Genomic DNA, 18,797 nt, shown 5'->3' with positions numbered 1-18,797 from the left:
TTTTCCCTTGTTTATTCTTTTGTCGATTGAAAAAATGAAATGAATGTCCATAATTCAATCAACAGTTGACCGGAGATCTAATGAAAGTCCAGACCCTGACCCGTACCGATGAGCGCATCCTGAGCTCCGATGTGTTTGCCCGCGACCAGCGCCAGACCCGGCCTGACCATGGCGCCTGGGACGAACCCGGCAAGCGCATCCCCGTCTACCACCGCTGCGGGGTGTTGGTCGTTGGCGGGGGGCCTTCGGGCACGGCGGCGGCCGCGGCCGCGGCAGCAGCCGGGGCCGACGTGGCGCTGCTGGAGCGCTACAACCACCTGGGTGGCCTGTCCACCGGGGGGCTGGTGATCTGGATCGACCGCATGACCGACTGGGAAGGCCAACTGGTCGTGCGCGGCTTCGCCGAGGAGCTGTTCGACCGCCTGCCGCCGGAGGCCATCGCCGGCCCCGCGCGCGAAGACTGGGGGTCGCAGGACGCGGGCAAGTCGGGTTACTGGTCGCAGCGCACGGCCGCCTACCACGGCGTGGTGACCTGGTCGCCCACCATCGACCCCGAGCGCTTGAAGCTGCTGTCGCAGGAGATCGTGATCGAGCGCGGCGTCAAGCTCATCTACCACTCCTGGGCCGCGATCCCCATCGTCGAAGGCGGCAAGGTCAAGGGCGTGGTGTTCGAGAGCAAGGAAGGCCGCATGGCCATCATGGCCGACGTGGTGGTGGACGCGACCGGCGATGGTGACCTGTTCGCCCGCGCTGGCGCTGCCTTCGTCAACGACATCGAAGAGGCCGACGTGCACCATTGCATGAACACCTCCTGGCTGTTCGGTGGCGTGGACATGAACCGCTGGATCGACTTCAAGACGGGGCAGCCCGAGGCGCATGCCGCCTTCATGGCGCAAGGCCGTGAGGAGCTCAAGCTGTTCGAGCGGCCCTTCGTCTCCTGGCGCAACGACATCGCGCTGTTCATGGGACCACGCCAGTCGGGTTACTCGGCCTTGGACGTGGACGACCTGACGGCCGTGGAGGTGCGTTCGCACCGGGCCATGGCCGCGCACCTGGACTACTTCAAGGCCCATGCGCCCGGCTTCGAGGAGGCCTACCTGCTGCAGAGCGCGCCCCAGATCGGCGTGCGTCACGCGCGCCGGCTGGTCGGCGTGGACGGGGTCTGGCGCCACCGCTGGCCCGAGGGCCGGGCGCTGCCCGACGAAGTCGCCGTCTCGCCCGCTGTGTCGCCCAAGTTTCCCAACATCTCGGTGCCCTATGGCGCGCTGGTGCCGCAAGCCCTCGATGGCCTGTTGGCCTGCGGGCGCCACATCTCCTGCGACCGCAACTCGCATGGTTTCATGCGCGAGATCCCGCAGTGCTGGCTGACTGGCCAGGCCGCGGGCGTGGCGGCGGCGCTGGCCGTGGCCGGGGGCGTGCGACCCCGCGCGGTGGACATCACTCGGCTGCAGCGGGGCCTGCTGGCGCAGGGCGTGTACCTGCGGCCGAACGCGGCGGTCGAGGCCGGAGCCACCGTGTCCGCGCATGCTGCCTGAACCGAACCCCGGTTCGCCGCCAAGCCCCATCCGCCCATGAACGCCCCGTGCCCAAGGAGACCTTGATGAGCCCCCCCTCCGCCACCCCGCCCACGCGCGCACTGCGCAGCAACTTTCCTCGCGGTTCCTACCTCTGGTCGGTGCGCAACGCGCAGTGGCGCGCGCTGGGCATCCCCGAGGAGGATTGCGAGAAGCCCAAGATCGCCATCGTCAATTCCAGCAGCGAGCTGGCCAGCTGTTTCAGCCATCTGGATCGGGTGGCGGCAGAGCTCAAGACCGCCATCCGTGCGGCGGGTGCCGTGCCCTTCGAGATCCGCACGGCCGCGCCCAGCGATTTCATCACCGGTGCCGGCGCGCGTGGCGCCTACATGCTGGCGGCGCGCGACCTGATCACCAATGACATAGAGGTGGCGGTGGAGGGCGCGCAGCTCGACGGCATGGTCTGCCTCACCTCTTGCGACAAGACCGTGCCCGGCCAGCTGATGGCCGCGGCGCGGCTGGACATTCCCGCGCTGCTGGTGCCCTGCGGTTACCAGGCCAGCGGCAGCTACCAGGGACACCACTGCGACATCGAGGAGGTCTTCATCGGCGCCATGCACGTGGTCTCCGGCGCGCTGGACCGCGACACGCTGGTGGGCATGAGCCGCGAGGCCATCCGTTCGCCGGGTGTCTGCTCGGGCATGGGCACGGCCAACTCCATGCACATCGTCTGCGAGGCCCTGGGCATGGCGCTGCCGGGTAGCGCGCCCGTGGCCGCCATGAGCGAACGTATGATGGCCGACGTGCGGCGCGCGGGCGCGCGCATCGTGCAAATGGTCTGGGACGACCTGCGGCCGCGCGCCATCCTGACGCCGGGCGCCTTCGCCAATGCGGTGCGCGCCGTGCTGGCCGTGGGCGGCTCGGTGAACTGCGTCAAGCACCTGCAAGCCGTGGCCACTGAAGCGGGGCTGAACCTGGACGTGTACCGCCTGTTCGAGCAACTGGGCGCCGAAGTGCCGGTGCTGGCCGGCGTGCGCCCGGTGGGCACGCACAGCATCGAGCAGTTCGAGGCGGCCGGCGGCTGCCAGGCCGTGCTCAAGCAACTGGCCCCTCAATTGGACTTGCAGGTGCGCACCGTGACTGGCCGCACATTGGCGACTGAGCTGGAAGCGGTGTCGGTGCGCGACCCGGAGATCATCCGGCCGCTGGACCGACCCGTGGCCACGCGCCCGGCCATCGTGGTGCTGCGTGGTTCCCTGTGCCCCGACACGGGCATCGTCAAGACGGGCATTCTGGAGCGCAAGCAGCGACGTTTCGAAGGCCCGGCTCTCTGCTTCGACACCAGCGACGCCGCCATCGCGGCCCTCAACGCGGGTGAGATCCGGCCTGGCCAGGTGGTCGTCATGCGCGGCGCCGGCACGCGTGGCGGCCCGGCCATGGGCGGCGGCGCCTCACGCGTGGTCTTCGCCATCGACGGTGCCGGGCTGGGCGATCAGGTGGCGTTGCTGACCGATGGCCACCTGTCGGGACTGGTCTGCAAGGGCCTGGTCGTGGCCGAGGTGGCGCCCGAAGCCGCGCTGGGCGGACCGCTGGCGCTGGTGCGCGATGGTGACGTGATCGCCATCGACCTGGACAGCCGCCGCTGCGACCTGCTGGTGGACGAGGCCGAGATGCAGCGCCGCCGCGCGGCCTGGACACCTGCGCCGCCGCAGTTTGACCGCGGCTGGCTGCAGATCTACCGCGACAACGTCAGCGCGCCAGCCCGAGGTGCCGTCTTGGTCAAGTGAGCGCTTCCGTGATTCGGTGATGAGAACAAGGAGACAAACCGTGAACAGAACAACTTTCCTCGCGCGTCGTCGCGGCCTGGCTGCGCTGGCCGGAGCCATCGCCGTGCTGGTGGCCGCGCTGGCCCTGGCCGCGCCCGCCTCAGCGCAGACCTATCCCGACAAACCCATCCGCCTGGTCGTTCCTTTCTCGGCGGGCGGTGGGGCCGACACGATTGCGCGCGTCATTGCCAAGGGCCTCGCGGCCCAGGCTGGGCAGGCGGTGGTGGTGGACAACAAGCCTGGCGCCGAGGGCATCATCGCCGCGCAGGAGGTGATGCGGGCCGCGCCCGACGGCTACACCTTCATGCTGGGCTCCAACACGGCGATGGTGGCCGTGCCGGCACTGCGGCCCAATCCGCCCTATGACCCCTTCACGGCCTTCACGCCGCTGACCACGGCTGGCGAGTTTTCCATGTTCCTGGCGGTGTCGCCCGCGCTGCCCTCGGGTAGCCTGAAGGAATTCCTCGACCATGTGGCGGCCAATCCCGGCAAGTACAACTCCGGCTCCAGCAACAGCGCCTCGGAACTGGCCATGCTGCAACTGCTGGCCACACGCGGCATCAAGGTGGTGAACGTGCGCTACAAGGGCGACGCCCAGGCCATGACGGACCTGGTGGGCGGACAGATCGAGATGATGTTCTCCACCGGCACGCTGGTGCCGGGTTTCGCCAAGGACAAGAAGATTCGCCCCCTGGTGACCCTGTTGCCCGAGCGCAGCCCCTTGCTGCCCGAGGTGCCCACGGCGGCCGAACTGGGCCTGGGCGCGGTCACCATCGCGCCCTGGGCCGGTTTCTTCGGCCCGGCCAAGATGCAGCCCGCCATCGCGGAGCGGCTGAGCCGCATGCTGCGCGACGTGCTCAGCCGCGCTGATGTGCGCGAGCAACTGGTGGCGCAGGGTTTCTCGGGCTATGGCATGACGCCGGCCCAGTTCGCCGCCTTCCATCGCAAGCAGTGGGACGCCTTCACGACCACGGTGCGCGAGAACAACGTCAAGTTCGAGTGAACCTGGCGCCAAGACCATGAACCAGGATGCGTCGATGGCAGTGGGGCAGGGGCCGTCCAAGGGCCAGCGGTCACCGCGTGGCCGGCCCTCATCGTTGCACAATCGACCTACCATGAACGCATCCCACACACCGCGCGCCAAGAGCGCCGACACCGTCAGCGCCCTCGACCGCGGCCTGGCGCTGTTGCAATGCTTCCGCGAGGGCCAGCGCGCCCTGGGCGCCACCGAACTCTCCCGCATGACGGGCATACCGCGTCCCACCGTCACGCGGCTGGCCGACACCCTGGTGGCGAACCGCTGGTTGCGCGCCGAGCCTGGCGGCGAGCGCTACATGCTGGGCGCGGGCGTGGTGTCGCTGGCGCAGGTGTTCCTCTCTGGCCTGGACGTGCGCGGGTCCGCGCGCGGGCCCATGCAGATGCTGGCCGAGCGCACGGGTGGTTCGGTTTACCTGGCCGTGCGTGACGGCATGGAGATGGTGATCGTCGAGGCCTGTCGGCCGCGTTCGTCCATGCTCGCGACGCGCATCGACGTGGGCTCGCGCGCACCGCTGCCTGTTTCGGCGCTGGGGCGCGCCTTCCTGGCCGCGGTGGATGAGCCCCAGCGCCAGCAGCTCATCGACTCCCTGCGTCTGCTGCGCGGGGCCGAGTGGGGCAGCGTGGCGCCCGGCATGGAGCGGGCCATCAACGAAGCCCATCGCCTGGGTTATTGCCTGTCGCTGGGCGAGTTCCACCGCGAGATCAATTCGGTCTCGGTGGCCCTGGTCGGCCCGACTGGCGAGGTCATGGCGCTCAACTGCGGTGGCCCCGCCTTCCACTTCAGCGAACAAGGTCTGCGCGACGAGGTGGCTCCCGCCCTCGTGCAGATGGCCGCCGGCATCGCCGCCGAGATCGGCGGCCGTGTGGTGCTGCCCACGCAGGCCGCGGCACTTTCTTCCTCACCCTAGAACCCCTAGAACTGTTTCGGAGCCTCAAGCCCATGCGATTGACCGACGAAGAAAAAGCCATGTACGACGGCCACCAAGGCCCGGCCGTGCAGAAGGCCATGGATCTGCTGGTCCGTTATGGCGAGGCCTTGGGCGCGGAGCGCCTGGTGGAGACGCGCAATGTCTGCGCCACCATCACCTCGACCACGCCCTTCCAGCGCGATTTCGCCCTGGCCAAGGGCGGCATGGACGCGGTGTTCTCCGAATTCAGCCTGGACAGCCAGGAGGTGGTGGAGATCCCGAAGTTCAAGGTTTTCACCAGCCATCTGCAGCTCGGCTTCGACCCGGGCCAGCCCGAGCGCATGGGCCTGAGCGAGGAAACGGTGCGCTTCTACGAGAAGAGCGAGCGCCACGCCGCCAGCCTGGGTGCCCAGATCATGAACACCTGCACGCCCTACCAGGTGGGCAACATCCCGACCCGGGGCGAGCACTGCGCCTGGATGGAGTCGTCGGCGGTGATCTACTGCAATTCGGTGCTGGGTGCGCGCACCAACACCGAAGGGCGCGAGAGCTGCGGCGCGGCCATGCTGACCGCGCGCATTCCCTACTGGGGCTACCACCTGCCCGAGAACCGCCACGCCACGCACGTGGTGGAGCTGGACATCGAGGTGGAGTCCGTGCAGGACTGGGGCCTGCTGGGGTATTTCATTGGCGAGCATGTGCAGGAGCGGGTGCCGGCGGTGCACAGCCGGCGCGGCATCGGCCGGGTGCCCAATCTGCCGCGCCTGAAGCATTTCGGCGCGGCGGCATCGTCCTCGGGCGGCGTGGAGCTGTACCACGTGGTTGGCGTCACGCCCGAGGCGCTGACGCTGGAACAGGCGCTGGGCGGCCAGCGGCCCGTCGAGGTGCTGCGTTACGGCGAGGCCGAGCGACGCCAGACCTACGAGAAGCTCAACACCACGGCCCGCTCCGCCGAGATCCAGTACGTCATGCTGGGCTGCCCGCACTACACCATCGAGCAGATCTGGGAAGCTGCGCAGTTGCTCGAGGGCCGCAAGGTCCATCCAGATTGCGAGCTCTGGATCTTCACGCCGCGCGCTATCAAGTCCCTGGCCGACCGCAACGGCTACACCCGCATCATCGAGGAAGCCGGCGGCATCCTCATGACCGACAGCTGCTCGGCCATGAGCCGCGCCGTGCCCAAGGGCACACGCACCGTCGCGCTCGACTCGGCCAAGCAGGCCCATTACCTGCCGGCCATCCTGGGCGTGCAGGCCTGGTTCGGCTCCACCGCCGAGTGCATCGACGCGGCCTGCACCGGCCGCTGGCAAGGAGCCTTGCAATGAACACCGCCACGCCGTCCGCCACCGCTGAAACATCGCAGCTGATCGTCCTCCATGGACGCAAGGTGGTCGGCGGGGTGTCCGAAGGCGAGGCCCTGGTCACGCGCGACCGCATCTCCGGCTGGGGCGGCATTGACCCGCGCAGTGGCAGCGTGATCGAAACCCGTCACGAGCTGCGCGGCGTCAGCTTTGCCGGCAAGGTGCTGGTGTTCCCCGGCGCCAAGGGCTCCTCGGGCTGGTCGGCCATGTTCCACATGACCCGCCTGCTCAACAGCGCGCCCGCGGCCTTCCTCTTCAACGAGATGACCACCAAGATGGCCCTGGGCGCCGTGGTCACCCATGCGCCGGCCATGACTGACTTCGACCGCGACCCGCTGGACTGCATCCAGACCGGTGACTGGGTGCGCGTGGATGCCGACCGGGGCGTGGTCGAGATCCACCGCAAGGCCAGGCCTTGATCCTTCCCGGTACAGCGCACACAACAGAACACACAACAACAGGAGACAGACCATGCAACACGACCACCAAGGCGGACGCATCAACCGCCGCCAATGGAACCTCGGCCTCGCGGCCCTGGGCGCCAGCAGCCTGCTGCCCGGAACCGGAATGGCCAGCGCGCAGGGTTTTCCGAGCAAACCCGTCACGCTGATCGTGCCCAATGCGCCGGGTGGCGCGATCGACATCCTGGCGCGTGTGCTTCAGCAGCAGTTGTCTGCCATCTGGCGCCAACCCATCGTCGTCGAGTACAAGCCCGGCGTGGGCACGGCCCTGGGCACGGATTTCACCGCCAAGGCCGCGCCGGACGGCCATACCTTGTGCGTCGTCGCCACGCCCCATGTCATCAACCCGGCGATGCGGCAACTGCCCTTCGACACGACCCGCGACCTGTCCGGTATCACCATCCTGGGCGTGTCCAACATCCTGATCTCGGCCACGCCGTCTTTCCCGGCCAACAACCTCCAGGAGGCCATCGAACTCATCAAGAAGAGCCCCGGCAAGTACAGCTACGCCAGCCCGGGCAGCGGCAGTTCCATGCATCTGGCCATGGAGCTGTTCAAGCAACAGGCCGGCCTGGACATCCTGCATGTGCCCTTCAAGGGCAGCGGTCAGGCCTACCCCGAAGTCATGGCCGGCCGCATCGAACTGCTGATCGACCCACTGTTCTCCACCATGCCCCATCTCAAGGGTGGCAGGCTCAAGGCGCTGGCCGCAACAGCGCTCAGACGCTCGGCCATCGCGCCCGACATTCCCGCAGTCGCCGAAACCTTGCCTGGCTTCAACGTGCAGTCGATGTTCGGCCTGGTTGTGAGCAGCGGCGCGCCGCGTGACGTGGTCAACACGATCTACAAGGACATCCTGGCCGTGCTGCAGACGCCCGAGGCGAAAAAGCGCATGGACGATCTGGGCCTGGAAACCAACCCGATCACCCCGCCACAGTTCGATGCCTACATCAAGGCCGAAATCCAGAAATGGACCCAGGTCGTCAAGACGGCGGGTATCAAGCTGGATTGAGTGTCGTTCACTTCGTCCCGCATGAAAGGCCGCGCCACGCGCGGCCTTTGCCTTTTCTGTTCCTGGGTGCGGAATGAGCAAGAAGTTATGATTTCCGGCTTCGCTCGCTGAGTCATTGTTCCCCCCACCCCCGGATCCCGCCGTGCGCCTCAATTCCATCAAGCTTTCCGGTTTCAAGTCCTTCGCCGAGCCGACCAATTTCATGCTGCCGGGGCGGCTGGTGGGCGTGGTCGGGCCCAATGGCTGCGGCAAGTCCAACATCATGGACGCGGTGCGCTGGGTGTTGGGTGAGAGCCGCGCTTCGGAGCTGCGCGGTGAGTCCATGCAGGACGTGATCTTCAATGGCACCACCAGCCGCAAGGCGGCCAGCCGCGCCAGCGTGGAGCTGGTGTTCGACAACGCCGACCACCGCGCGGGCGGGCAGTGGAGCCAATATGCCGAGATCGCCGTCAAGCGTGTGCTGACACGCGACGGCACCAGCAGCTACTACATCAACAATCAGCCGGTGCGCCGCCGTGATGTGCAGGACGTGTTCCTGGGCACGGGCCTGGGGCCGCGCGCCTACGCCATCATCGGCCAGGGCACGATCAGCCGCATCATCGAGTCCAAGCCGGAGGAGTTGCGCCTCTTCCTGGAGGAGGCTGCGGGCGTGTCCAAGTACAAGGAGCGCCGCCGCGAGACGGAGAACCGTCTGTCCGACACGCGCGAGAACCTGACCCGGGTGGAAGACATCCTGCGCGAGCTCAACGCCAACCTCGAGAAGCTGGAACACCAGGCCGAGGTGGCCCAGAAGTACAAGACCTTGCAGGCCGAGGCCAGCCTCAAGCAGCACCAGCTCTGGTTCTTGCGCCGCGCCGAGGCCGAGGCCGAGCAGAAGCGCATCCACGCCGAGGGCGAACGCGCCGTGATCGATCTGGAGGCGCGCGTGGCCGACCTGCGCCACATCGAGGCCGAGCTGGAGACTATCCGCCAGGCGCATTACGCGGCGGGCGACCAGGTCAACCAGGCCCAGGGCAAGGTGTATGAGGCCGGCGCCGAGGTGGGCCGGCTGGAGGCCGAGATTCGCTTCGTGGTGGAAGGCCGCCAGCGTGCACAGGAGCGGCTCAAGGCCCTGAAGGAACAGAACAGCCAGTGGGGCGAGCGCAAGGGCGATGCCCTGGCCGAGATCGAGCGCCTGGCCGAGCTGGCCTCGACCGGCGAGGAAAAGAACGTCGAGCTGACCGCCCAGCTGGAAGACCAGACCGCCGCCTTGCCCGAGCTGGAAGACGCCTTGCGCCAGGCCCAGCAGCGCGCCAACGAACAGAAGAGCAGCGTGCACGAAGTGCAGCAGCAAATCCAGGTGCTGGCCGCCGAGCAGCGCGGCATCGAGGAGCAGACGCGCCAGTTGCAGCAGCGCCGCGAGCGCCTGGACACGGACAAGAAGGCCCTGGCAGCGCCCGACGAGGCCAAGTTGCAAACGCTGCAGGCCCAGAACACCCAGACCCGCGAGGCGGCCGAGGAGGCCCAGGCCCGCCTGCACGAGTTGCAGGAGCGCACGCCCCAACTTGACAGCGAGCGCCAGGAAAAGCAACGCGCCGCCAACATGGAGAGCGCCCGGCAGGCCGATCTGTCCGCGCGCCTGGAGGCCCTCAAAGCCCTGCAGGACAAGGTCAAGACCGACGGCAAGCTGCAGCCCTGGCTGGCCAAGCACGGCATGGACGGCCTGCAGGCCTTGTGGACGCAGTTGCACATCGAGCAGGGCTGGGAGCACGCCCTGGAAGCCGCGCTGCGTGAGCGCATGGCCGCGTTGCCGATCAGCCGGCTGGAGATGCTGAAGTCGTTCGCCGCCGATGCCCCCCGACCAAGCTGGCTTTCTACAGCGCGCCCGCAGCCGCTGCCGAGGTGCCGGCCAGCGGCAAGGTGGGCCTGCCCCAGTTGGCCAGCCTGCTGCGCGTGGGCGACGCCGGCCTCAAGGCCGTGTTGGGTGACTGGCTGCAGGGCTGCTATGTGGCGCAGAGCTGGGAAGAGGCCCAGGGTCAGCGCGAGCAACTCGCGGCGGGCGAGGCCGTCTACGTGAAGAGCGGCCACGCCCTGGGCCGCCACAGCGTGAGCTTCTACGCCCAGGACAATGAACAGGCCGGCCTGTTGGCCCGGGCCCAGGAAATCGAGAGCCTGGACAAGCAGGTGCGTGCCCAGGCGCTGATCAGCGACGAGGCCAAGAGCGCCCTCGTGCGCGCCGAGGCCGCCTATGCCGACGCGGCCCAGCGCCTGGTGGCCGTGCGTCGCGAGGCCGACGAGACCCAGGCCCGGGCCCACGAGGTGCAGGTCGAAACCCTGCGCCTGACCCAACTGGCCGAGCAGACCCGTGCCCGCAGCGAGCAACTGCAGGGCGACATGGCCGAGGTGGATGCCTTGCTGGAAGATCTGCAGGAGCGCCGCATGGCGGCCGAGGCGCGCTTCGAAGAACTCGACATGCGCCTGGCCGATAGCCAGGAGCGCCAGGCCCAGCTGGACGAGCGTGCGCTGGAGGCCGAGCGCAAGCTGGCCGCCAGCCGCGAGCAACTGCGCGCGCTGGAACGCCAGGCCCAGGAAGCAACCTTCGCGCTGCGCTCGCTGGATGCGCGCAAGGCCGAGCTGGCCCGCGCCATCGAGACTGCCGAGCAGCAATCCGCCGCCATCGCCAGCGAAGAACAGCGCTTGAGCGAGGAACTGACCCGCGCCACCGATGCCGCGGCCCAGGCCGGCCTGCAGGGCGCGCTGGCGCTCAAGACCGAGCGCGAACAGCAGCTGGCCGCCAAGCGCAGCGAGTACGACGACCTCACGCTCAAGCTGCGCGCCAGCGACGAGCGCCGTATCAAGCTCGAGCGTGAGCTGGAGCCGCTGCGCGCGCGCATCACCGATTTGCAGCTCAAGGAACAGGCCGCGCGCCTGGGCCTGGAGCAGTACACGCAGCAACTGGTCGAGGCCCAGGCCGACCTGGAGGCCGTGGCGCGGTCCATCGAGGAGGGCAAGGTGCGCCTGCGTGGGGGAGAGGGCGGCCTGCAGGGCGAGATCGAGCGCCTGAACCGCGAAATCGCCGCGCTGGGCGCGGTCAACCTCGCAGCGCTGGAGGAACTGGCGACGGCGCGCGAGCGCAAGCAGTTCCTCGACGCGCAATCGGCCGACCTGACCGACGCCATGAACACGCTGGAAGCCGCCATCCGCAAGATCGACGCCGAGACGCGCGACCTGCTGGGCGACACCTTCAAGACCGTCAACGAGCACTTCGGCAAGATGTTCCCCGAGCTGTTCGGCGGCGGCCAGGCCAAGCTCATCATGACGGGCGAGGAAATTCTCGACTCCGGCGTGCAGGTCATGGCCCAGCCACCGGGCAAGAAGAACCAGACCATCCACCTGCTCTCGGGCGGCGAGAAGGCGCTGACCGCCATCGCCCTGGTGTTCGCCATCTTCCAGCTCAACCCCGCGCCCTTCTGTCTGCTGGACGAGGTGGACGCGCCGCTGGACGACGCCAACACCGAGCGCTACGCGCGCCTCGTGCGCAGCATGTCGCGGGGCACGCAGTTCCTCTTCATCAGTCACAACAAGATCGCGATGGAAATGGCCGAGCAACTGATCGGCGTGACCATGCAGGAGCAGGGCGTGTCGCGCATCGTGGCCGTGGACATGGAAGCCGCCGTCTCCTTGGCCGAGGTATGAGCGCATTGCAGCTCGGCCTGCTGATTGCCGGCCTGCTGGTGCTGGCGGGCGTGCTGGCGCACGGCTGGTGGACGGCCCGGCGTGGCCGCCCACGCCTGGCCGAGCCGGAGGGCCAGGCATGGCCTTACGTCACACAGCCTCGTGCGCAGGCGACGTCGGCGGCATCGCTCGCGCAGCACGCGGCGTCTGCGTCACCCGTTGACGTTGACGCTGAAACGCCCTGGCACGCCGCGACGCAGGACGTTCCGACCGAGGTCCCGGACCGGCGCCCGCAGCACAACCACCTGGACCCCTTGATTGATGTGCTGGCGACCATCGAGCTGGAGTTGCCCATTTCCGGCGATGCCGTGCTGCACAACCTGCCTGCGACGCGCCGGGTGGGCAGCAAACCGTTTTCGGTCGAGGCGCGGGGCGAGGACGGTGCCTGGGAAGTCCCTCAGGCCGGGCAGCAATACAACCTGTTGCAGACCGGTGTGCAACTGGCCAACCGGGCGGGGGCCTTGAACGAGCTGGAGTATTCCGAGTTCGTCCTCAAGACCCAGGCCCTGGCCGACGCCCTGGGCGGCGCGGCCGACTTGCCCGACATGCTTGACGCCGTGGCGCGCGCGCGCGAGCTGGACGCCTTCGCGCAGGCGCATGACGCGCAGCTGAACGTGACACTGCGGGCCAGTCGCACGGCCTGGAGCGCGGGTTACGTGCAGCAGCTCGCCACCCGCCTGGGTTTCGTGGATGGCGTGCTGCCCGGGCGCATGGTGCTGCCCCGCGCGCCTGCGCCTTCTCCCGTCCTGGCGGGCCTGCCCCAGCAGGCCGTGCTCACCTTGCACTACGACCCGCAGGCCGCCACCTCGGCCGATCCCGCCATGACCGCGATCCGCGAGGTCACGCTCAGCCTGGATGTGCCCCAGGTGCCGCGCGCCGAGCGACCCTACGAACGCTTGCGCGCCGTGGCCACTACTCTGGCCCAGCAGATGGACGGGCGCCTGGGTGATGACGCGGGCCGCCTCTTGGTGGTGGAGGACCTGGATCGCATCGGCGCTGAGCTGGAAGCGCTCTACGACGCACTGGAGGCGCACGAGCTGCCCGCCGGTTCCGGGCCAGCGCGCCGCCTGTTCAGTTGATCGATTGTTTGCCGAGTTTGCCGACCATGCCGGATCTTTTCAGCCAGCCCGCCGACGCGCCGCGCCCCGCAGCCGCGCAGCGCGCGGTCGAGTTGCGTGAGGTGCTGCACCACCACGCCCACCGTTACTACGTGCTGGACGCGCCCGAGATTCCCGATGCCGAGTACGACCGCCTGTTCCAGGAACTGCAGGCCATCGAGGCCGCGCACCCTGAGCTGCGCACGCCCGATTCGCCCACGCAGCGCGTGATTGGCCAGGTCCTGGATGGCTTGCTGCCTGTGCGGCACGCTGTGCCCATGCTCAGCATCGACACCGAGACCGACACCACGCCCGAGGGTGCGCGCGCCTTCGATGCCCGCGTGCGCAAGGCGTTGAGCCTGGAGGAAGGCGCGCCGCAAGTCGAGTACGCAGCCGAGCTGAAATTCGACGGCCTGGCCATCAACCTGCGCTACGAGCGTGGCGTGCTGGTGCAGGCCGCCACACGCGGCGACGGCGAGACCGGCGAGGACGTGACGCAGAACATCCGTACCATCAACCAGATTCCACTGCGCTTGTTGGCCCCCACGCTCCCCGCTGCGCGTGGTTCGCTGCCCCCAAGTCCAAGCAACGCGCAGGACACGCTTGCGCTTGGTGCGCGTTTCGCCGTGGGGCAGCCCGGCGGCGAAACCATGGTGTCGTGGCCTCCGGACGTGCTGGAAGTGCGCGGCGAGGTCTACATGCGGCGCGACGATTTCGAGGCACTCAATGAGCGCCAGCGCGACAAGATCGCCGCCGGCGCCAAGGGTGAGAAGACCTTCATCAACCCGCGCAACACGGCGGCGGGCGCGGTGCGCCAGCTCGACCCCGCGATCGTGGCCCAACGCCCCTTGAGTTTTTATGCCTACGGCCTGGGTGAGGTGCGTGGCTGGGCTCCGCCACTCACGCATGGCGCGGTCATGGATGCGTTTGTCGCCATGGGCCTGCCGGTGTGCGAGCACCGTGCCCTGGGCCTGGGCGCCGAGGCACTGGTGGATTTTCACGCTCGCATGGGCGCCTTGCGTGACAGCCTGCCCTTTGACATCGATGGTGTGGTCTACAAGGTCAACAGCCTGGCCTTGCAGCAGCAGCTGGGCTTCAAGAGCCGTGAACCGCGCTGGGCCGTGGCGCACAAATATCCGGCGCAGGAGATGCTGACCACGGTCCAGGCCATCGAGGTACAGGTGGGGCGCACCGGCAAGCTGACGCCCGTGGCCAAGCTGGCGCCGGTGTTCGTGGGTGGCGTGACCGTGACCAACGCCACCTTGCACAACGAGCTCGAAGCCCGACGCAAGGACGTGCGCGTGGGTGACACGGTCATCGTGCGCCGGGCGGGAGATGTGATTCCCGAGGTGGTGAGCGTGCTGCCCGAGAAGCGGGTGCCGGGCGCGTCCGAATTCACCATGCCCGCGTTTTGCCCCGTCTGCGGCAGCGCGGCCGTGCGCGAGGAGGATGAGGCCGACCACCGCTGCACCGGAGGGCTGTTCTGCAGCGCCCAGCGCAAGCAGGCCCTGCTGCATTTCGCGCAGCGCCGCGCCATGGACATCGAGGGCCTGGGTGACAAACTGGTCGACCAATTGGTGGATGGCGATGTGGTCAAAACCTTGCCCGATCTGTACCGCCTGGGCTTGACCTCGCTCGCCGCGCTGGACCGCATGGCCGAGAAGTCCGCGCAGAACATCGTGGACGCGCTACAGAAATCGAAGCGGACCACCTTGCCACGGTTCCTCTACGGGCTGGGCATCCGGCATGTGGGCGAATCCACGGCCAAGGACCTGGCGCGTCACTTCGGCAAGCTCGACGCCATCATGGACGCGGGTGTCGAGGCGCTGAAGGAGGCGCCCGACGTCGGCCCGGTCGTTGCGCAGAGCATCCGCACCTTCTTTGATCAGGCTCACAACCGCGAGGTCGTGGAGCAACTGCGCGCCTGCGGCTTGCGATGGGACGAAGGGGAGCCCGCGCCCCGCGCCCTGCTGCCGCTGGTAGGGAAGACCTTCGTGCTCACTGGCACGCTGCCCACCCTGTCACGCGACGCCGCGAAAGACATGCTGGAGGCCGCCGGCGCCAAGGTGGCTGGCTCCGTCAGCAAGAAGACCAGCTACGTGGTCGCGGGCGAGGAGGCCGGCAGCAAGCTGGACAAGGCGCGTGAGCTGGGTGTTCCTGTGATCGATGAAGCCCAAATGCTGGCCGTGCTCAAGGGTCAGGCAGACGAATAATTCAGTCGGGAAATTTTCATGAATACGCCATTGACTCGTTGGAAGTCACTCTCCTGGTTGAGCCGCTTCACGCTGCTCAACGCCTTGCTTGCCCTGGTGATCGTGCTGAGCAACGCGCCGCTGCGTGACAACCCCGGCGGCGTTTTGGGCGCGACGTATCTGACCTTGGCCTCTCTGGGGCATTTCCCGTTCTTCGCCGCCCTGGTTTCCTTGCTGCCTCTGTTGCTCGTGCTGGTGATGCGACACAAGCAAAGGCCCCAGGTCCTGGGGGTCGTGGCCGTGGTTTTGCATGGCGCGTTCATCGTGCTGCTGCTGCTGGATGCACGGTTGTTTGCCCTGTACCGATTCCACATCAACAGCCTGCTGGTCCAGCTGGTGCTCAGCGGCGCCCTGTACGACCAGGTGCAGCTGTCCTGGCTCGACTGGACGCTGGCCGTGGCGGTGGTGCTGGCGGTGTTTGCCGCGCAGGCGGCGCTGGCCTGGGCCTGCTGGCGCCGGCTGCCTGCGCGGCCTCGGCGTGCCGTGCTTTCGCATTGGGCGATCGCCGGGGTGTTCATGGTGGCGGGGCAGGCCGCCACGATTTACTACGATGCCAGGGGCCTGCGTGCGGCCGTCAGTCAATGGTCCTATTTGCCCTGGGCGTTGCCGATCACCGCCAAGCGCATGATGCTGAGCCAGTTCGGCGTTGGCTTGGACGACTCAGCACAAGGCGAGATGGGGGCCATGCGTCCAGGCGCCAAGCAGGGCGTCTTGCGCTACCCCCTGCAGCCCATGCAGTGCACGCCGACCCAGCCTGCGCCCAACGTGTTGGTGATCGTGCTGGACTCCCTGCGGCGTGATGCCCTGGACGCGACCATCATGCCCAACACGTGGAAGCTGGCCCAGCAGTCCATGGTGTTTCCGCGTCATTACAGCAGCGGCAATTCGACGCGACCGGGTTTCTTCGGCCTGCTCTATGGTGTGCCGCCGAGTTACTTCGATGACATGCTGAGGGAACAGCGGGGGTCCGTCCTGTTCCAGGTTTTGCAGCAGCAAGGCTATGGCCTGCATCTGTACGTGAGCGCGCCACTGGATGGCACCGAGTTTGACCGCACCATCTTCGCCAACGTGCGCCAGCACCTGGAAGTGGCGCCCATCAAGCTGCCGATCTACGAACGTGATCGGCACATCATGAACGCCTTGAAGCAGGATATCGCGCAAGAGCTGCAAGCCAAGCCTCGCCGCCCCTGGTTTGGCCTGGCTTTCCTGGATTCATCGCATGCTCCCTACCACTTTCCCAAGGGCTACCCGCCGCTGGCCCAACCCATGGCGGAGTCGATCAGCTACTCGCAGCTGGACGGCAAGCAGGAAGCCCTGCCTTACATCAACCGTTACCACACCGGTGTGCACTACGCCGACAGCATGATCGGCGAGATCTTGGCCCAGCTGCGTGCCTCGGGCGCGGACAAGAACACGATCGTCTTGATCACGGGTGATCACGGCGATGAGTTCAACGACTTGAAGCAAGGCTATTGGGGGCACAACGGCAATTTTGCCGACCACCAGGTGGTCGTGCCCTTCGTGCTGCATTGGCCCGGACGAGGCACCGCCGTGCCTACGGGCATCAGCGCGCACCAGGATCTCGTGCCGACCCTGATGCACCATGCCCTGGGTTGCAGCAATCCCTTGGGCGACTACAGCACGGGACGGGATTTGTTCGCCCCGCCGCCATCGGAGCCTCCGGTTCTGTTGGTGGACAGTTGGGTGCTGCGTGGCATACGCCATGGGGACGACATCTATGCGATGGACCATTACGGCAACCTCAACATGATGGACTCGCAAAACCGCCCCAAGACCGATGCAAAGCCTGATCCCGTGGTGATGCGCAGCGCCTTCGAAATGATGACGCGGTTTCGAAAGTGACAGCTTGTGCCTTGGGCTGCGCCTGAGAGTTGTTCATCGACATAACTGCTGGCTTGCGCGTTTTTCTTCCCATAGCAGCGCCCCGAGGAACAGCGCCGCCAGCAGCGCGAGTGAGTGCACCAGCCCGTCCGGGCTGAAATAGTCGATGGTCAGTCCACCGGTGGCGGGGCCGAGGAAACTGCCGACAGCACCCAGCCCGCGAGCAAATGCCAGCCCACGGCCAGCGCGATGGGCAGAAGACTGGCCGAGCCAATCCACGACAGCAGGGTCGGGCCGGACACCTGGCAGAGGGTGAAGGCCGCGGCGTAGGCCACCATCATGCGTCTGCGTCTGCGTCTGCGGGTGGCGGGTGGCGGGTGGCGGGTGGCGGGTGGCGGGTGGCGGCGCTGGCCATCTGGTTGATCCAGGCTTCGCCCAGGATGAACCGTACGCTGCAGGCGGCGCCCATCAATAGCCGCAGCAGGAGCAGGGCGGGAAACAGGGTGAACGGCACCACCGCCAGCAGCGCCATGCTCAGGGCCGCGACCAGCCTCGAGCCTGCCTGCCATTGGGGGGTGGGGGTGGATGCTTGTTCCATGGGCGAGAGGGCGTTCTCGTGGGGCATGCCCGCCCGATTGGGCCGGCGGTGTCGGGCGTACCGGCGATGGCCGTCGGCCGATCCGGTTTTTTTCGCTGCTTTCACAATATCGGCTGCACAAGATCGTCTAACTCCTCATATATGGATGCGCCACCGCAAGACCTGGACCTCGAAGCCGAGCAGGACAGCCACATCGCGGCTGCGGTTCAGCGCGAGCGTGGACGGCTGCGCAGCTTCATCCGCCGCCGCGTGTCGGACGCCGCGGAGGCGGAGGACATCCTGCAGGAGGTGCTGTACGAGCTGGTGTCTGCCTACCGCCTCATGCACCCGATCGAACGGGTGGGGGCCTGGCTGATGCGCGTGGCACGCAACCGCGTTGTTGATCATTTCCGCAAGAGGAAATCCAGCCCGTCCGCGGCGTTTGCCAGCGACTTGGGGGACGACGAGGACGGGCTGACGCTGGAGGAGATGCTGCCGTCCCTGGCGCCGGGCCCGGAGGGTGAGGTGGTGCGGCAGATGCTGCTGGCACAGATCGAGGAGGCGCTGGACGAGCTGCCGCGCGAGCAACGCGAGGTGTTTGTCGCGCATGAGCTGGAGGGTTTGAGTTTCAAGGAGATGTCCGAACTGTGGGGCGTGGGGGTCAACACCTTGCTGTCCCGCAAACGGTATGCGGTGCTGGCGCTGCGCGAGCGTCTGCAGGTGGTTTACGAGGATTGGCTCACGGCGGCGTGAGCATTTTTCAGGAGCAAATGTCATGAAACGGCAATTGATGAAGATGAAGTTCGTGTTCCTGCTGCTGGGGGTCGCATTTGTCGCGGCCTTCGGCGCGGTGGTGATGCTGTTGTGGAACGCGCTGGTGCCCGACCTGTTCGGAGGGCCGGTCATCGGGTTCTGGCAGGCCGCCGGCCTGCTGGTGCTGTGCCGCATCCTGCTGGGCGGATTCGGCGGGCCGGGCGGTCATCGTGGGCGCTGGCATCACATGACAGCCGAGGAGCGCGAGCGCTTTCGCGATGGCGTGCGCCAGTGGAAAGCCATGAGTCGCGACGAACGGCGTGAGTTCCGTCGCGGTTTCGGTGGCGGTTGTGGACCGCGGGCGGAACCTGTCCGCGAAGCGAATGATCGGCCCGCGGAGTGATATCTTTTTCGGGTCTAATGGCATTCCCTCTCCTGGCTG

Annotated in this window: 14 protein-coding genes and 1 pseudogene; 13 read left to right on the top strand and 2 right to left on the bottom strand. The window is 67.4% G+C overall.

Annotated elements, in window-relative coordinates; all coding sequences use genetic code 11:
- The first annotated feature begins 80 nt into the window (after positions 1-80).
- The 11 genes and pseudogenes from DW355_RS14060 to DW355_RS14010 all read left to right on the top strand — a co-directional run bounded on the left by DW355_RS14060 (position 81) and on the right by DW355_RS14010 (position 17,046).
- Positions 81-1,535 carry an FAD-dependent oxidoreductase gene (locus tag DW355_RS14060; protein ID WP_131280945.1) on the top strand — a complete coding sequence of 485 codons (1,455 nt, stop codon included), beginning with the start codon at positions 81-83 and terminating at the stop codon, positions 1,533-1,535.
- A 65-nt stretch (positions 1,536-1,600) separates the two neighbouring features.
- The gene (locus tag DW355_RS14055) at positions 1,601-3,301 is read left to right on the top strand and encodes a dihydroxy-acid dehydratase (protein WP_131280943.1); all 1,701 of its coding nucleotides are present in this window, start codon (positions 1,601-1,603) and stop codon (positions 3,299-3,301) included.
- A 40-nt stretch (positions 3,302-3,341) separates the two neighbouring features.
- On the top strand, positions 3,342-4,343 hold the full coding sequence (locus DW355_RS14050) for a Bug family tripartite tricarboxylate transporter substrate binding protein (protein WP_242671173.1): 1,002 nt from the start codon (positions 3,342-3,344) through the stop codon (positions 4,341-4,343).
- 112 nt (positions 4,344-4,455) lie between these two features.
- Complete coding sequence (locus DW355_RS14045; protein WP_131280940.1) at positions 4,456-5,286, top strand: IclR family transcriptional regulator; 831 nt, start codon at positions 4,456-4,458, stop codon at positions 5,284-5,286.
- Between the two features lie 32 nt (positions 5,287-5,318).
- Complete coding sequence (locus DW355_RS14040) at positions 5,319-6,611, top strand: aconitase X (RefSeq protein ID WP_131280939.1); 1,293 nt, start codon at positions 5,319-5,321, stop codon at positions 6,609-6,611.
- Complete coding sequence (locus DW355_RS14035; protein ID WP_131280937.1) at positions 6,608-7,066, top strand: aconitase X swivel domain-containing protein; 459 nt, start codon at positions 6,608-6,610, stop codon at positions 7,064-7,066. The genes DW355_RS14040 and DW355_RS14035 overlap by 4 nt, the downstream gene beginning before the upstream one ends.
- Positions 7,067-7,118: 52 nt before the next feature.
- Complete coding sequence (locus tag DW355_RS14030; RefSeq protein WP_165493204.1) at positions 7,119-8,120, top strand: Bug family tripartite tricarboxylate transporter substrate binding protein; 1,002 nt, start codon at positions 7,119-7,121, stop codon at positions 8,118-8,120.
- 142 nt (positions 8,121-8,262) lie between these two features.
- Positions 8,263-11,795 (top strand): annotated as a pseudogene (gene smc, locus DW355_RS14025) (chromosome segregation protein SMC).
- The gene (locus tag DW355_RS14020; RefSeq protein WP_131280934.1) at positions 11,792-12,913 is read left to right on the top strand and encodes a cell division protein ZipA C-terminal FtsZ-binding domain-containing protein; all 1,122 of its coding nucleotides are present in this window, start codon (positions 11,792-11,794) and stop codon (positions 12,911-12,913) included. The pseudogene smc and the gene DW355_RS14020 overlap by 4 nt, the downstream one beginning before the upstream one ends.
- Positions 12,914-12,939: 26 nt before the next feature.
- Positions 12,940-15,144 (top strand): NAD-dependent DNA ligase LigA, encoded by a 2,205-nt coding sequence (ligA, locus tag DW355_RS14015; RefSeq protein WP_131280932.1) that lies wholly within the window; start codon positions 12,940-12,942, stop codon positions 15,142-15,144.
- 18 nt (positions 15,145-15,162) lie between these two features.
- Positions 15,163-17,046 carry a sulfatase-like hydrolase/transferase gene (locus tag DW355_RS14010; RefSeq protein ID WP_131280931.1) on the top strand — a complete coding sequence of 628 codons (1,884 nt, stop codon included), beginning with the start codon at positions 15,163-15,165 and terminating at the stop codon, positions 17,044-17,046.
- Positions 17,047-17,195: 149 nt separating this feature from the next.
- Here the strand turns inward: DW355_RS14010 and DW355_RS17825 are convergent, their stop codons facing one another.
- On the bottom strand, positions 17,196-17,366 hold the full coding sequence (locus DW355_RS17825; protein WP_165493203.1) for a hypothetical protein: 171 nt from the start codon (positions 17,364-17,366) through the stop codon (positions 17,196-17,198).
- Entirely contained in the window at positions 17,363-17,623 is a 261-nt protein-coding gene (locus tag DW355_RS14005) for a hypothetical protein (protein WP_131280929.1), read from the bottom strand. The genes DW355_RS17825 and DW355_RS14005 overlap by 4 nt, the downstream gene beginning before the upstream one ends.
- A 141-nt stretch (positions 17,624-17,764) precedes the next feature.
- Here DW355_RS14005 and DW355_RS14000 point away from each other — a divergent pair, with 141 nt between their 5' ends.
- Positions 17,765-18,355: an RNA polymerase sigma factor gene (locus DW355_RS14000; protein ID WP_131280927.1), complete on the top strand. Its 591-nt coding sequence runs from the start codon at positions 17,765-17,767 to the stop codon at positions 18,353-18,355.
- Between the two features lie 22 nt (positions 18,356-18,377).
- Positions 18,378-18,758: a DUF3106 domain-containing protein gene (locus DW355_RS13995; protein WP_347562735.1), complete on the top strand. Its 381-nt coding sequence runs from the start codon at positions 18,378-18,380 to the stop codon at positions 18,756-18,758.
- Positions 18,759-18,797 lie beyond the last annotated feature (39 nt).

Origin of the sequence: Hylemonella gracilis (assembly GCF_004328645.1) — a bacterium.
In the GTDB taxonomy this organism is placed as follows: Bacteria; Pseudomonadota; Gammaproteobacteria; order Burkholderiales; family Burkholderiaceae_C; genus Hylemonella; species Hylemonella gracilis_B.
This window is presented reverse-complemented; position numbering and strand designations above follow the sequence as displayed.